This is a genomic window from Nitrospirillum viridazoti CBAmc (assembly GCF_000730165.1).
Classification (GTDB): Bacteria; Pseudomonadota; Alphaproteobacteria; order Azospirillales; family Azospirillaceae; genus Nitrospirillum; species Nitrospirillum viridazoti.
This window is the reverse complement of the sequence record NZ_CP022111.1, coordinates 711,451-725,403: the sequence shown is the minus strand read 5'-3', so window position 1 is coordinate 725,403 and position 13,953 is coordinate 711,451. Positions and strand designations below refer to the sequence as shown.

The window sequence follows — 13,953 nt, the reverse complement described above, 5'->3', positions numbered from 1 at the left end:
GCGCAGCATGACCGTGACCGGAGCCCCGACGACTATGCCCAACCGCCGCAACGCCCGCCGCATTCTGGCCGCCACCGTGGCGCTGGCGACCGTGTCCGCCGCCCTCGCCGCCCAGGCGCAGACGGCCGATCCGGCGGGCTCGGGTCCCTTGCTGAGCGTCGGGCCGGTGGTCAGCACCCTGGGCCTGGGGGCGGAGGTCGGCGCCCGCTTCAACGACCATTTCGGCCTGCGCCTCAACGCCAACGGCTTCAGCTTTTCCGCCAACCACACGGTGCGCGACGTGCGCTACGACGGCGACGCCACGCTGGAGTCCTTCGGCCTGCTGGCCGACCTGCATCCCTTCGGCGGCGGCTGGCGCGTGACCGCTGGCGCGCGGTTGAACCTGAACGAGGTCGATCTGAAGGGCACGCCGCAGAACGCCACCTACACCATCCACGGCATGACCTACACCGCCAGCGAGGTCGGCAGCCTGAACGGCAAGGTCGCCTTCAACCGCTTCGCTCCTTACGTCGGTGTGGGCTATGAGGGCGCGGTGGCCGACCGTTGGCGCTTCGGCGTCGACCTGGGCGCCATGTACCACGGCACGCCCAGGGTCTCCCTCGACGCCAGCGGTCCCGTCACGACCACTCCCGACTTCCAAAACCGCCTGGACGCCGAACGCCAGGAACTGCGCGACGATGTGAAGGACTACAGCTGGTACCCGGTGCTGAGCCTGACGGTGAAGTACGTGTTCTAACGCTCCTCTTTCTTCTTGGCGCTGCGGATGATTTCCGCAATGCCATGGACAACCGGCACCCTGGTCTCTTGCTTATACATGAGGATCCGTCCGTCCTGCTTCGCAATGGTGACGCGATAGATCGACGGCGCCCCGTCCTCATCCTCATCAGCGGCGACACCACTGGTCACCTCCCAAGTCTTTCCCTTGTCTTCCGCGGTCCAGGGACGATACCGCGCGGCCTGTTCCTCGCCATGCCGATGCTTAATCAGCAAATCGGCATAGTCCTGAGCGAAATCGCGGGAGACGATCATATCCCCCAACATAGACATAAGGATTTCGTCGCGCGTCCAGAGGCGCTTCTGGTTCCCATCATCATCAGATGAATTCATTTCATTCTCCATCTTAATTCAGTGGAATAAATCGTCCCAAGGCTTCGATCCCGGGGTAAATTCGTTGTAATGAGGCCAACTGTTGGCGTTTTTCTGGTACAGGCACATGACCGTTAATGCCGGAAAGGGCATTCCTGGCTTAAGGCCCAGATCACGCACTCGCTGGTCGTATGATGTGACATGCCCACCAATCTGGGCCAGCGGGTACACCCTCTTTTGACGGTAGGTATAGGGCGGATGACGTCCCGTCTTCACTTCGATCAGCGTCGGAAATTCCTCCCCTGGGAATAGAGCCAGGATGTCAGCCCGAGTAACCAGGCCATTCACACCGAGGATCCTAACCTCCGTGATGACGATTGCTCCCCTACTCCGCAAGAGCGCCGCGTGCTCCTTCACCACCTTGTCGTGGAAGGTGCCGGGATAGTCGATATCCCAAAGTGCTTCGTCGGGATCGTTGTCATAATCTTCGTTGCCGGCGAGCCAGGCCGCGAAAGATAGGCCGACCTCTTCGCTACTCTGCGTTTCACTTCCATCACTCGTCCAACGCCCATGCCAATCTCTGGGCTGGGCAGGATCGTATTTGGCCAAGTCCGCCCGAATGCCGAACAAGCGGTCCATGCCAGCGTCATCGACGTCCGGCAACGCCAAGTGTACGGCGGCGATCCTGGTCCGAACGCCATCCTGGTCGTTCAGCGCCCGCGCGACGACCCTCAGCCGACCAATCAGCGGCTCCACATCGGGATCGGAGACGCCATAGGCGGCGGCGATCAAAGGCTGCAGAATAGCGGCCGGCTGGGGTTCAAAGCCCGCCACCGTCTGCCGGAGCAATGGAATACCCGCCAGGCTCACGCCATTGTCGTTACACGCCAAGCCACGGGCCGTCGGTAGACCCGACACCCTGAACCATCGCTGCGCCAACGCCGTCATACCGCCTTCTCCTTCCAGTTGTCATGATCCGGCGGCTATGATGTTCTTGATTCGTTCTTTAACGCAAGCGCAACCTTCCCGCGCACCGCAAACGGGAACGGGCGCCGTCACCAGCGCCCGCTCCGCTTAAATCCGAACCCCTCGGCCACCTACTTCTGGGCGAGATCCAGCGCGCCCGTCAGGTCGCCCAGAGCCGGGCTGCCGTTGGCGGCCAGGGCGGCGTCGCGCTGCTTGATGCCTTCCAGCTTGGGCAGGTCGAAGCGGCGGGTGATGAAGCGCAGGATGGAGGTGGTGTCGTAGAAGGTGTGGTCGACGTAAGCCTTCTTGGCGTAGGGCGAGATGATGATGGCCGGGATGCGGGTGCCTGGGCCCCAGCGGTCGGCCTTGGGCGGGGCCACGTGGTCCCAGTAGCCGCCGTTCTCATCGTAAGTCACCACCACCAGCATGTTCTTCCACTGCGGCGAGGCCTGCAGGTGCTTCACGATGTCGGCGATGTGGGCGTCGCCCGAGGCCACGTCGGCATAGCCGGAGTGCTGGGTCAGGTTGCCCTGCGGCTTGTAGAAGGTGACGGCGGGTAGTTTGCCGGCATCGATGTCCTTGATGAAGGCCTTGCCCTCCAGCCCGCCGTCGCGCAGATGCTCCTTGCGCGCCTTGGTGCCCGGGGCGGTGCTGGCGAAATAGTTGAAGGGCTGGTGGTGGTACTGGAAGTTGGGCACCGGCTCGGCGTTGCCGTGGTCCAGCGTCGCCTGCCAGGCACCGCTGTACCAGGCCCAGCTCACCTTCTTCTGGCTCAGCAGGTCCCCGATGTTGGTCATGGTCTGCGGCGGCAGCGTCGTGGGGTTGGCCGGATCGGCCAACGCGGGATCGCCGCCCTGTGCCGGCTTGTTGGCGCTGGGCTGGTAGGGCGGCTGCATGGTGTTCACGGCATAGAAGTCGGGCGTCAGGTTGCCGCTGTTCACGAACTTCGGCACCCCCTCGATCGCCGACTTGGGCGAGTTGGGCGCCAGCGTCAGGCTGACGCGGTCGGGCTCCACCACCGAGATCGAGCCCTTGGCCGAGCCCTGGTCGGCATTGGGATAATAGGGCGCGCACGAGCAGATCAGGACGAAGTGGTTGAAGAAGGAACCGCCGAAGCCGCCCATGAAGAAGTTGTCGGCCAAGGTGTATTCGTGCGCCAGCGTCCACATCGCCTGCTTGGCGCCGTCGTAGTGGCCCATGACCAAGGCACCGCTGTCGGCATAGGCCACGAACTTGTCGTTCTTGCCGCCGTCGATCTGCATCTGGTTCTCATAGAACCGGTGCACCAGATCGCGGGTGATGACGCCCTGGCCCTGGTTGAAACCCTTGGGATCATCGATGGCGAAAGGCTGGTTGGGCAGGTGCTCCGTCTGGGCCTGGGTCACCTCCGGCGTCACGCCACGGGCGGTCAGGCCCTTCCAGATGGGGGGCAGTTCCTTGAGGACGGACCCGTCGCGGTCGCGCTGCGCCAGGCTGTCCTGGGGCGCGTCGGCGATGCCGTTGGCGCCGGGGAAGGTGCCGTACAGGTTGTCGAAGCCGCGGTTTTCCGCGTAAATCACCACCACGGTCTTGATCTTGTCCAGGTCATCGGCCGGCTTGGCCGCCATCGCCCGGTCACCAAACCCTGCCATGATGCCGGCGGCCAGCGCCACCGCGGCCACACCCTGACGCAAGCTTCCGCTCCGCCCCATGCCCACTGCCATGATGTTCCCCTTCTTCCTCGTTTCGCTTTTGCTGAAGGTCTTATACGCAGACACGAAAAAACACATCCCCCGGCGCGGCCGCGTCGCGCTGGGTGCGGCGATTTTCCTGGGCCTGGGGGCCGTCTGGCTGATGGGGACGCCCCCCGCCACGGCCCAGGGCCTGAGCCGGGCGGAGGTGCGCCGCCAGGCGGCGGCCCTGGCGGAGGTGGGGCGGCGGCTGTTCCTCGACCCCGGCCTGTCGGCCAGCGGCACCCTCGCCTGCGCCAGCTGCCACGACCCGGCGCACGCCTTCGGCCCACCCGACGGGGCCGCCGTGCGCCTGGGTGGCGCCGACGGCAGGACCCCGGGCCTGCGCGCCGTGCCGTCCCTCATGTACTTGCAGGATGTGCCCCCCTTCGCCGAGCATTACCGCACGCCGGAGGATGAAGGGGATGAGAGCATCGACAACGGCCCCACCGGCGGCCTGACCTGGGACGGCCGGGTGGACGGCCAGCGGGAACAGGCCCGCGTGCCCTTGTTCAGCCCGTTTGAGATGGGCAACACCGATCCCGCCGACCTGGCGGGCCGGCTGGAGCGGGCGGGCTATGGCGCCCAGTTGCGCGGCGCGGTGGGCGTAACGGCGGGGGAACAGGCGGATGTGGTGGACCTGGCGCTGCGGGCGCTGGACGTCTTCCAACAGGACGGGGCCCTGTTCCATCCTTACACCAGCAAGTACGACGCCTTTCTGGCAGGCAAGGCGACGCTGACGGACGACGAACGGCGCGGGCTGGAGGCGTTCGAGGATCCGGCGCGGGGCAACTGCGCCAGCTGCCATGTCAGCCGGCGGGGCAACGACGGCACGCCACCGCACTTCACCGACTATGGCTTGATCGCCATCGGGGTGCCGCGCAACCGCGACATTCCGGCCAACGCCGACCCTCGCTATTTCGACCAGGGCCTGTGCGGGCCGCTGCGCACGGATTTCACCGGCGTCGCCGATTACTGCGGCCGCTTCCGCACCCCCACCTTGCGCAACGTGGCGCTGCGCCAGGTGTTCATGCACAACGGCATCTTCCACACCCTGCGGCAGGTGATGGAATTCTATGCGGAGCGCGACAGCGCCCCGGGCAAGTGGTACCCGCGCCGAACCGACGGCAGCGTCATGAAGTTCGACGACCTGCCGGTGGCCGCGCAGGGCACAGTACCGGCGGCCATCAACATGGAGGCGCCCTTCGGCCGGCGCCCGGGCGACCCGCCGGCGCTGAACGAACGGGACATTCACGACATCATCGCCTTTCTGGGCACCCTGACGGATGGCTGGTCGGCCCCGAAAACGGCCGGACCATAGTCCAGACGCATCTCAAGATGATGACAGTTGGCCGCACTTGGGCGGTGGGCGGCTAACACCTAGGTAGGGATTACTGCATTGGGGTGGCGCCACCATGATCAGGCCCGTCGATGACGGGATGACGGGGCAACCGGCGATGGCCATCACAGTGAAATTGCACCATATGGGGCAGCCTGCGGGGCATGCCCGCACGATCCACGAGCATGCCATGTTCCTGCCCCTGCTTTCCCCCACCCGGCATGACAGCGGGTTGTTGAACCTGCTGGCCGGTGGCGCCCTGCTGGTCGTCCTGCTGGCCGTCCTGACCTGGGACGGCCTGCGCGACGTGGTGGCGGAGGCCACGGGCCTCAGCATGGCGCGGGGGGAAATGCTGAGCCTGCTGGCCCTGGTGGCCATCGCCGGCTTGGTCGTCTACCTGGCCCGCCGCATCTGGGACCTGATCCCCCACACCCGCTTCTCGACAGAGGAGCGGCGCATCCTGCGCAGCCTGCCCCAGGCGCTGGCGCGCGGCGAGATTCAGCCGCACTTCCAGCCCGTGGTGGACGCCGACACCGGCAAGGTGGTGGCGGTCGAGGCGCTGGCCCGCTGGGTCAAGGCCGACGGCACCATGCTTTCGCCCGGCCAGTTCATCGGCCTGGCGGAGCGTGGCGGCCTGATCCGCCTGCTGACCAAGGCCATCGTGGAACACGCGGTACGCACCGCCGCCACCTGGCGCGAGCAGCATGACCTGGACATCCCCATCTCCATCAACCTGTCGGTGGAGGATCTGGAGGCCAGCGACCTGGTGGACCACCTGATTGCCCTGTGCGACCAGTACGGCGTGCCCCATGGCGCCATTCGGGTGGAACTGACGGAAACCCAATCGATCGTGCATTTCGACGTGGTCGACAAGGCGGTGACCACCCTGCGCCAGGCCGGCATGGCCGTGTACCTGGACGATTTCGGCACCGGCTACGCCTCGCTCAGCGTGCTGCACCGCATTCCCTTCACCGGCATCAAGCTGGACCAGAGTTTCATCCGCACCTTGCGCGACGACCCCCGCGCCGACGCCATCGTGCGGGCCAGCGTGGCCATCGCCTGCGATCTGGGGCTGTCGCTGGTGGCGGAAGGGGTGGAGGATTGGGAGACGCGCGACCGCCTGGGCCAGATGGGCGTGCGCCACATCCAGGGCTATGTCTACGCCCGGCCCATGCCGGCATCCGACCTGATCGCCTTTGCCCAACAGGCTCAGCCAACGGCCCAGCCGGCCCTGACCTTGTCGCTGTAAGCGGATCTTTCCAGGCCGGCCCGGCGCGGCCCAATGTCGCCACACAGACGAACAAAAGGCCGCTGCCCCGTACAATCCAAGGGCGCCGGCGACGATCATGCTGGGCACCGTTGGATCAACCGGCCGCCTAGCCCCCGTGTCCGCGCGTGCCCAGCCCGTAGGAGATGACGTGAATGGCCCGCTATCCCGCCCTGTTCTGCATGACCTGCGGCCGCGTCGAATCCGTCCCCGGTCTGGCCGACGTCAGCCATCAACCCGCCGCCAATGACCGGGCGATGATGGCCTCAACGCCCAGCAGCCCAACGCTCAATGAAGGAGCACGCATCATGGCCAGCATGAACGCCCTGTTCCGGCTGTTGAGCCCCGCGCAGCGCGCCATCCTGATGGACGATGTCGCCGCCAGCATGCGGGGCATGCCCGCCGCCCTGCAACAGCGCCAGCTGGCCCATTTCGGCCGCACCGACCCGGCCTACGGAGCTGGTGTTGCCGCCCGCCTGGGCGTATCGCTGCCCACCCTGGTGGATGCCGGCAACCAAGCCGGGTGACCGAAAGGTCCCCAGCCTGGAATTTTCCGGCCGGGCCCCTCAATGCGCGTCGGCGGATGGCCCCTTGGGCGGCCCCACCTTGCGCATGGCGGGCACCAGCAGCGTGGCGATGACGAAGCACACCAGGATGACCAGGAAGGCGTCCGCATAGGCCATGGTCTGGGCCTCGCGGTAGGCCAGGGTCCACAGCTGCTTCAGGGCCGCTTCCTGCCCCCGCAGCGCGTCCCCGCCCAAGGTGGCGACGTCGGCGGCCCCCACCTTGGCCACCAGCGCGCGCATGGGGCCGCTGGCGGGCGTCAGATGTTCGGCCAGGCGTTCGAAGTGCAGGTTGGTGCGATCATTCAGGATGGTGCCGCACACGGCGATGCCAATGGCGCCGCCCAGGTTGCGCATCAGGTTGAACAGGCCCGACGCCTGCTTCAGCCGCGCCGGCGGCAGGCCGCCCAGGGTCAGGGTGACGATGGGCGCCACCGCGAATTGCTGGGAGAAGCCGCGGAAGGCCTGGGGCAGCAGCAGTTCCCGCCAGCCCCAGTCATGGGTGATGGGGGTGAAGTTCCACATGCTGAGCGCGAAGCCGGTCAACCCCACCATCATCAGCCAGCGCAGATCCACCCGCTTGGCCAGGATGGTGTAGAGGGGGATGGCGCTGACCTGGAACAGGCCGGTGGAGAACACGGTGAGGCCGATGTCCAGCGCGCTGAACCCCCGCACCCGGCCCAGGAACAGCGGCGTCAGGTAGATGGTGGCGAAGATGCCGATGCCGGTGATGAAGGAGAATAGGCAGCCCAGGGCGAAGTTGCGGCTTTTCAGCGCCCGCAGATCCACCACCGGGTTGGCGTAGGTCAGGCTGCGGACGATGAAGGCGACACCGGCGAGGGCCGAGATCCAGGCCGTCAGGCGGATGGTGTCGTCGTCCAGCCAGTCCCAGCGCGGCCCTTCCTCCAGCGTGTATTCCAGGCAGCCAAGGAAGATGGCCATCAGCAGCATGCCGGGATAGTCGGCACCCTTCAGCAGCGACCAGTCGGGTTCGTCGATGCGCACCATCAGGGGCACGGCGATGGTGACGAACAGGCCCGGCACCAGATTGATGAAGAACAGCCAGTGCCAGGAATAATGGTCGGTGATCCAACCGCCCACCGTCGGGCCCAAGGTGGGCGCCAGCGAGGACAAGGCCCCCACCGTGGCGGCGGCCACCACCACGCGGGGACCGGCGAAGAAGGCGAAGGCGGAGGTGAAGACCATGGGGATCATGGACCCGCCCAGGAAGCCCTGAAGCGCCCGGAAGGCGATCATGCTCTGGATATCCCATGCCCAGCCGCACAGCAGGCTGGTCAGGGTGAAGCCGGCGGCGGAGACGGCGAACAGCCAGCGGGTGGACATGATCCGCGCCAGCCAGCCGGACAGGGGGATGACGATGATCTCGGCGATCAGATAGCTGGTCTGGACCCAGGCCGTCTCATCCGTGCCGGCCGAAAGGCCGCCACCGATGTCGCGCAGCGAGGCGGAAACGATCTGGATGTCCAGCAGTGCTATGAACATGCCCACGCACATGATGGCGAAGGCGACGATCTTGCCCCGGGGGGAGAGTTCCTTCTTCCGCGGGGCGGCTATCGCCACCCCTGCCCCCCCGGCGGTGGCGGCAGTCATGGCGCCGTCTTTCCGGCGACGGCGACCGCCTTGGTGCCGTCCTCTTTCGTGTTGATGGCGGCGGTGACTGACAGGCCGGGCCGCAGGCTGCCCAGGAGGCTGCCCTCGCCATCCAGCAGGATGCGCACGGGCACGCGCTGCACGATCTTGGTGAAGTTGCCGGTGGCGTTCTCCGGCGGCAGCACGCTGAACTGCGCCCCGGTGGCCGGTGCCATGCTGACCACCCGGCCGTGGAACTGGCGGCCCGGCAGCACGTCGGCCTCGACCGACACCGGCTGGCCGGCCTTCAGGTCCGCGATCTGGCTTTCCTTGAAGTTCGCATCCACCCACAGCCCCTGCGCCGGCACGATGGCGATCAGCTGCGCGCCGATGGTAGCATAGGCGCCCGGCCGGGCGCTGCGGTTACCGACGGTGCCGTCGATGGGCGCCCGCAGCTCGGTATAGCTGAGGTTCAGTTGCGCGGTGTCGCGGTCGGCGATGGCGCCGGCAAGTGCTGCCTCCGCCTGACGTTTCTGGGTGTCGATGACATCGATCTGGCGCTGGGCCGCCTGCAGGGTGGCCGTGGCCTTCTCGCCGTTCGCCACCGCCTGCTTATAGGCGGCGTCTGCCTTCTCGAAAGCCTGGATCGAGGCGGCGGCCGTGGCCGACAGGGCGCGGTAGCGGTCCTGGTCGTACTTGGCCCGGTCGGTCTCGGCCTTGGCGGCGCCGACGCCGGCGGCTGCCTGGTTGATGACGGCCTGCTGCAGGCGGCGCTGCGCCTCCAGGTTGGCCAGCGTGGCTTCCTGCGCCTCCACCGCCGCGACGGCGCGGGCCAAGGCGGCGCGATAGTCGCGGTCGTCCAGCTTCAGCAACAGGTCGCCGGCGTGCACCGCCTGGTTGTCGGTCACCGCCACCTGCGCGATGAAGCCGGACACCTTGGGCGCGATCACCGTGACGTCGCCGCCGACATAGGCATCGTCGGTGCTTTCGATGAAGCGGCCGCTGGTCCACCAATCATAGCCGTAGGCTGCGGCGGCCACGCCTAGGCCGAGGCCCAGGACGGAAAGGAGGAGCGTGCGGCCCAGGCGCCGCGACTTCACCGGGCTGCCGGCAAGCCGGCCGTCCTGCTGCTGTTCATAGGTTTGGCTGGACATGGGATCGCATCCTTCAAGCGGCGGCGCCGGTCGGGGCGGCGGCGGATTCGGTGGGGCTGGGTGTGGGCGCGGTGGCGGGCCAGGTGGGATAGCGCGACTTGGTGCGGGCGTCGGCGGCGGGGCCGGCCACGACACGGAAGGCGGGGTAGGTCAGCGGCCGGCCGGTATGGCGATCGACCAACATCGGTTCGGCCAGCGCACCGGTGACACTGTCCACCAGCTGAATGGCCGGGCCTTCGGGTGCGAAATGCTGGTTGCCCCAGGCCATGATGGTCCAGAGCACGGGGCGGAAGTCCTGACCGGCGGCCGTCAGCACATATTCATGGCGCAGCGGCCGCGTGCTGTAGGGGCGTTTTTCCAGCAGGCCGTCGGCCACCAGCGTCTGCAACCGGCGGGTCAGCATGTTGGGCGCGATGCCCAGATTCTTCTGGAACTGGTCGAAACGGCTGGCGCCCAGGAACGCCTCGCGCAAAATCAACATGCTCCACCACTCACCCACCCGGTCCAGGCTGCGGGCGATGGGGCACTGCGGATTGATCGGGCTGCTATCGTGCATGATGACCGTCCTTGTGTTACTTTCATAATGAAAGCCACAGGACGCCATATAAACCTTGTTACTTTCATTATGCAAGTCACAAAGCCGGTCCATCCGGCTTGACACCCCTGCGAGCGGAGCAAACCACCCATGTCGGAAACGGCGACCACCTCCCCCACCGGCCCCAAGCTGTACCTGGACGACCTTTACCCCGGTCAGCGCCACGTGACCGGCACGCACATGCTGGACGCCCCCGGGATCAAGGCATTCGCGGCGCAGTTCGACCCCCAGCCCTTCCATCTGGATGAGGAGGCGGCAGGCCACAGCTTCTTCGGCGGGCTGGCGGCCAGCGGCTGGCACACGGCCGCCGTCACCATGCGGCTGATGGTCGATGGCCTGCCCATCGCCGGCGGCGTCATCGGCGCGGGTGCTGACATCACTTGGCCCGCGCCCACCCGGCCCGGCGACATCCTGCAGGCGCACTGCGAGATCCTGGAGGTAAAGCCCTCCCGCTCCCGGCCCGATCGAGGAATGATCACCATGCGGACCGAAACGCGGAACCAGCGGGGCGAGGTGGTGCAGCTGATGACCACCCGGGTGGTGGTGTTCCGCCGGCCTTCGGAAGGCTGAGATGGGGCGGCGACATCTTTCCGCCGCCCGTTCTTTTCGCCATAGTGGCCCGCCTTCCCATTGGGCGTCCGCCTGACAGCGTCCGCGCCCCCTTCAGGAGTAGCATCCCGTGCCCAAGAAAAGCGGAGTCGCCATCGTCGTCGGCTCCTTCCACAAGAACGAATGCGAGACGATGCTGGCCGCCGCCGCCGGGGCCATCAAGGAGCGCGGCATGACGCTGCGCGCCGTGGTGCGGGTGCCGGGCTCCTACGAAAAGCCGCTGGCCACCAAGCGCCTGCTGCAGCGCGACGACGTCGACGCCGTGGTGGTGCTGGGCATCATCGAGCATGGCGAGACGGCGCACGGCCGCGTCATGGGCCAGTCGGTCAGCGATGCCCTGGTCAACATGCAGCTGGAATTCATGAAGCCCATCGGCGTCGGCATCATCGGCCCCGAAGTCTTCCCCACCCAGATCCAGCCCCGCCTGGTGGGTCATGCCGTGGCCGCCGTGGCTGCCGTGGAGGTCATGCTGATCGGCGCCGAATCCCCCTACGAGGTCTGATCATTCAAGCCCGCCGCCCTGGCCTGGCTGGGGCGGCGGCATGGCACGCCAGCGCTTTCGGCGCGCCTGGACAGGGCCGACTTCGACTATCCCGGAAGCGGATCGATGACCGGAAGCCTGGGATAGGCCGATGACCGCAGACGTGATGGATACCCCCAAGCCGACGCAGACCGACGGCCTGCCCGACCGTCCCCGGTTCTGGGCCATGGCCGCCATCCTGACGGCGGTGGGCATGGCCACGCTGGACACGGCCATCGCCAACACCGCCCTGCCTACCATCGCCGGCGATTTCCACGCCACGGCCGCCGATTCCGTCTGGGTGGTGAACGCCTATCAGCTGGCGGTGGCCGCCGCCGTGCTGCCGCTGGCCTCGCTGGGCGACCTGCTCGGGCAGAAGCGCGTCTACCTGGCGGGCCTTGCCCTGTTCGCCCTGTCGTCGCTGGCCTGCGGGCTGTCCCCGACCCTGCCCCTGCTGGAAGTGGCGCGTGTGGTGCAGGGCCTGGGTGCCGCCGCCATCATGAGCGTCAACATCGCGCTGATCCGTCACATCTATCCGGCCCGCATCATGGGCCGGGGGTTCGGCCGCAACGCCCTGGCCGTCGCCATCTCCTTCGCCATTGGGCCCACCGTCACCTCAACCATCCTGTCGGTGGCGACCTGGCATTGGCTGTTCCTGGTGAACGTGCCGTTCTGCCTGCTGGCCTTGGGCTTGGCCACCGTCACCCTGCCCGCCATCCCACCCCTGGGCCACCGCTTCGACGGCGTGGCGGCGCTGCTGACCGCTGGCCTGTTCGCCCTGCTGGTGCTGGGGATGGGCGAGGCGGCACACGCGGCGTCCTGGCCGCAGGTGGCAGCGGAGCTGTCGGGGGCCGCCCTGTGCGGCTTCCTGCTGCTGCGCCGGCAGCGGGGTCACCCCGCTCCCATGCTGGCCATCGACCTGTTCCGCAACCGGGTTTTCGCCCTGTCGGCCTTGACATCCGTCTGCACCTTCATCGCGCAAGGGCTGGCCTTCGTCGCCCTGCCGTTCCTGTTCCAGTCGGTCATGGGCCGGACGGCGGTGGAGACGGGCCTGCTGATCACGCCCTGGTCGGTGGTGGTGGCGGTGATGGCCCCCATCGCCGGCAAGCTGTCCGATCGCTATCCCGCCGGCATCCTGGGCGGCGTGGGCTTGGGCGTCCTGTGCCTGGGCATGGCGCTGGTGGCGCTGATGCCGACCCATCCGTCCAGCCTGGACATCGCCTGGCGCCTGGGCGTCTGCGGCGCCGGCTTCGGCTTTTTCCAGTCGCCCAACCTGAAGGCCATCATGAGCAGCGCCCCCCTGCACCGCAGCGGCGGGGCCAGCGGCATCGTCGCCACCGCCCGCCTGTTGGGCCAATCGACCGGGGCCGCCTTGACGGCCGCCTGCTTCGGCCTGCTGGCCAACCATGACCTGACCTATGGCGCCACGCTGGCCCTGTGGCTGGGCGCCTTCGCCGCCGGGGCCGCCAGCGTGGCCAGCTTCCTGCGCCTGACGGTGAAGCCTCAGCCGGCGGCTTGAACCTGCTGGACCACCGTCTCGCACAGGCGGTGGGTTTCCAGCGCGTCGCGGGCGCTCAAGACGCGGCCGGCGCGCAGGGCGCCCAGGAAATGGTCGACCGCCTGGCGGATGCCGCGCTGGTCCGACACGGGCGTCCAGTCGCCCCGCCGGGTGCTGGTATGGGTGCCGGCCTCGGCGATGTGGATGTCGGCCATATCGACGACACGGTGGCGTACCGCCTGGCCATCGCGGCCCTGGCCAGAGACCTCCAGCACCTCTTCATTCACGCCGGCCACCCGGTTCATGGTCCCGATGGCGGTGCAGGCGGTGGCGCCATCGCCCCCCGCCAGGGTCAGCACCACATGGTGCAGCAGGCCGTCCCGCACGCGGGCGTCCACCCGCAGGTCACGCACCGGCGCCGGCATGAGGAAGCGCAGCGTGTCCACGACATGGATGAAATCGTCGAACACCACCGTGCGCGGAACGTCGGCCAAATCCACGCGATGCTTCTGCATCAACACCAAGTCCCGGGGGGCCGCCGCCAGGGCGGCATAGGCTGGGGCGTGCCGGCGGTTGAACCCGACCATGAGGCTGACGCCGCGCGCCTCCGCCAAATCCACCAGCCGCTCAGCGGCAGCGGCGGTATCGGCCAGCGGCTTGTCGACATAGGTGGGGATGCCGGCTGTCAACAGCTGGGTCACCAGTTCCTCATGCGCCGCCGTCGCGGCATGGACGAAGGCGGCATCCAGTCCATCGCGCAGCAAGGCGTCCAGGTCGCTGTGGGCGTGGGCCACGCGCCAGTCGGCGGCGATGGCCCGCACCTTGTCCGCATCGCGGGACATCAGCGACAGGGTGACGTCACTGCGCGCCGCCAGGACCGGCAAGTAGGCCTTGCGCGCGATATCCCCCAGACCGATCATCGCGACACGCATGCATCCCCCAGTAGTCCCTGAATATCCGGCGGGAACCTTAGCGCCGGGCGGGCCAAAAAAACCAGCCGCTGTCGGACATGATGCCGCACACAATTTCAAATTAGAGGGTGAATCATACAATCGGC

Annotated in this window: 14 protein-coding genes; 7 read left to right on the top strand and 7 right to left on the bottom strand. The window is 67.4% G+C overall.

Annotated features, from left to right (window positions below; genetic code table 11):
- Positions 1–7 precede the first annotated feature (7 nt).
- Positions 8–736, top strand: a complete 729-nt coding sequence (locus Y958_RS16575; protein ID WP_145727571.1) for a hypothetical protein — start codon at positions 8–10, stop codon at positions 734–736.
- Here the strand turns inward: Y958_RS16575 and Y958_RS16570 are convergent.
- From Y958_RS16570 to Y958_RS16560, 3 genes are all read right to left on the bottom strand, one after another.
- Complete coding sequence (locus Y958_RS16570) at positions 733–1,107, bottom strand: hypothetical protein (RefSeq protein WP_088873120.1); 375 nt, start codon at positions 1,105–1,107, stop codon at positions 733–735. The two genes, Y958_RS16575 and Y958_RS16570, sit on opposite strands and share 4 nt — an antisense overlap.
- Positions 1,108–1,125: 18 nt before the next feature.
- Positions 1,126–2,034, bottom strand: coding sequence for a hypothetical protein (locus tag Y958_RS16565; protein ID WP_088873119.1), 909 nt, complete (start codon positions 2,032–2,034; stop codon positions 1,126–1,128).
- 149 nt (positions 2,035–2,183) lie between these two features.
- Positions 2,184–3,725, bottom strand: coding sequence for an acid phosphatase (locus Y958_RS16560; protein WP_425600685.1), 1,542 nt, complete (start codon positions 3,723–3,725; stop codon positions 2,184–2,186).
- Positions 3,726–3,885: 160 nt separating this feature from the next.
- On the opposite strand from Y958_RS16560, the gene Y958_RS16555 reads away from it, so the two are divergent.
- The 3 genes from Y958_RS16555 to Y958_RS16545 all read left to right on the top strand — a co-directional run bounded on the left by Y958_RS16555 (position 3,886) and on the right by Y958_RS16545 (position 6,894).
- Positions 3,886–5,082: a cytochrome-c peroxidase gene (locus tag Y958_RS16555; protein ID WP_088873118.1), complete on the top strand. Its 1,197-nt coding sequence runs from the start codon at positions 3,886–3,888 to the stop codon at positions 5,080–5,082.
- Positions 5,083–5,245: 163 nt separating this feature from the next.
- Positions 5,246–6,349, top strand: a complete 1,104-nt coding sequence (locus tag Y958_RS16550; protein ID WP_186291441.1) for an EAL domain-containing protein — start codon at positions 5,246–5,248, stop codon at positions 6,347–6,349.
- 173 nt (positions 6,350–6,522) lie between these two features.
- Positions 6,523–6,894 (top strand): catalase-related domain-containing protein, encoded by a 372-nt coding sequence (locus tag Y958_RS16545; protein ID WP_088873116.1) that lies wholly within the window; start codon positions 6,523–6,525, stop codon positions 6,892–6,894.
- 39 nt (positions 6,895–6,933) lie between these two features.
- Here the strand turns inward: Y958_RS16545 and Y958_RS16540 are convergent, their stop codons facing one another.
- From Y958_RS16540 to Y958_RS16530, 3 genes are read right to left on the bottom strand one after another with little or no spacing between them, the layout of a single operon-like run.
- Complete coding sequence (locus Y958_RS16540; protein ID WP_088873115.1) at positions 6,934–8,541, bottom strand: DHA2 family efflux MFS transporter permease subunit; 1,608 nt, start codon at positions 8,539–8,541, stop codon at positions 6,934–6,936.
- Positions 8,538–9,674 carry an HlyD family secretion protein gene (locus Y958_RS16535; protein ID WP_088873114.1) on the bottom strand — a complete coding sequence of 379 codons (1,137 nt, stop codon included), beginning with the start codon at positions 9,672–9,674 and terminating at the stop codon, positions 8,538–8,540. The genes Y958_RS16540 and Y958_RS16535 overlap by 4 nt, the downstream gene beginning before the upstream one ends.
- A gap of 13 nt (positions 9,675–9,687) precedes the next feature.
- Positions 9,688–10,230: a winged helix-turn-helix transcriptional regulator gene (locus tag Y958_RS16530; protein ID WP_088873113.1), complete on the bottom strand. Its 543-nt coding sequence runs from the start codon at positions 10,228–10,230 to the stop codon at positions 9,688–9,690.
- A gap of 129 nt (positions 10,231–10,359) precedes the next feature.
- Between Y958_RS16530 and Y958_RS16525 the strand changes: the two genes are divergently transcribed.
- The 3 genes from Y958_RS16525 (at position 10,360) to Y958_RS16515 (ending at position 12,917) form a co-directional block, all read left to right on the top strand.
- Positions 10,360–10,839: a MaoC family dehydratase gene (locus Y958_RS16525; RefSeq protein ID WP_088873112.1), complete on the top strand. Its 480-nt coding sequence runs from the start codon at positions 10,360–10,362 to the stop codon at positions 10,837–10,839.
- Positions 10,840–10,948: 109 nt separating this feature from the next.
- On the top strand, positions 10,949–11,380 hold the full coding sequence (locus tag Y958_RS16520) for a 6,7-dimethyl-8-ribityllumazine synthase (RefSeq protein WP_244909551.1): 432 nt from the start codon (positions 10,949–10,951) through the stop codon (positions 11,378–11,380).
- Between the two features lie 130 nt (positions 11,381–11,510).
- Positions 11,511–12,917 carry an MFS transporter gene (locus Y958_RS16515; protein WP_088873111.1) on the top strand — a complete coding sequence of 469 codons (1,407 nt, stop codon included), beginning with the start codon at positions 11,511–11,513 and terminating at the stop codon, positions 12,915–12,917.
- On the opposite strand, the gene Y958_RS16510 is transcribed toward Y958_RS16515, so the two are convergent.
- Positions 12,902–13,828, bottom strand: coding sequence for a Gfo/Idh/MocA family protein (locus Y958_RS16510; protein ID WP_088873110.1), 927 nt, complete (start codon positions 13,826–13,828; stop codon positions 12,902–12,904). The genes Y958_RS16515 and Y958_RS16510 overlap by 16 nt on opposite strands.
- Between the last annotated feature and the right edge of the window lie 125 nt (positions 13,829–13,953).

What these genes read in the sequence shown, in the direction of transcription:
- Y958_RS16515 (WP_088873111.1), top strand. Translation starts at nt 11,511, where the DNA reads ATGACCGCAGACGTGATGGATACCCCCAAGCCGACGCAGACCGACGGC.
- Y958_RS16510 (WP_088873110.1), bottom strand. Translation starts at nt 13,828, where the DNA reads ATGCGTGTCGCGATGATCGGTCTGGGGGATATCGCGCGCAAGGCCTAC.
- Y958_RS16550 (WP_186291441.1), top strand. Translation starts at nt 5,246, where the DNA reads ATGGGGCAGCCTGCGGGGCATGCCCGCACGATCCACGAGCATGCCATG.
- Y958_RS16540 (WP_088873115.1), bottom strand. Translation starts at nt 8,541, where the DNA reads ATGACTGCCGCCACCGCCGGGGGGGCAGGGGTGGCGATAGCCGCCCCG.
- Y958_RS16570 (WP_088873120.1), bottom strand. Translation starts at nt 1,107, where the DNA reads ATGAATTCATCTGATGATGATGGGAACCAGAAGCGCCTCTGGACGCGC.
- Y958_RS16530 (WP_088873113.1), bottom strand. Translation starts at nt 10,230, where the DNA reads ATGCACGATAGCAGCCCGATCAATCCGCAGTGCCCCATCGCCCGCAGC.
- Y958_RS16575 (WP_145727571.1), top strand. Translation starts at nt 8, where the DNA reads ATGACCGTGACCGGAGCCCCGACGACTATGCCCAACCGCCGCAACGCC.
- Y958_RS16525 (WP_088873112.1), top strand. Translation starts at nt 10,360, where the DNA reads ATGTCGGAAACGGCGACCACCTCCCCCACCGGCCCCAAGCTGTACCTG.
- Y958_RS16535 (WP_088873114.1), bottom strand. Translation starts at nt 9,674, where the DNA reads ATGTCCAGCCAAACCTATGAACAGCAGCAGGACGGCCGGCTTGCCGGC.
- Y958_RS16565 (WP_088873119.1), bottom strand. Translation starts at nt 2,034, where the DNA reads ATGACGGCGTTGGCGCAGCGATGGTTCAGGGTGTCGGGTCTACCGACG.
- Y958_RS16555 (WP_088873118.1), top strand. Translation starts at nt 3,886, where the DNA reads ATGGGGACGCCCCCCGCCACGGCCCAGGGCCTGAGCCGGGCGGAGGTG.
- Y958_RS16545 (WP_088873116.1), top strand. Translation starts at nt 6,523, where the DNA reads ATGGCCCGCTATCCCGCCCTGTTCTGCATGACCTGCGGCCGCGTCGAA.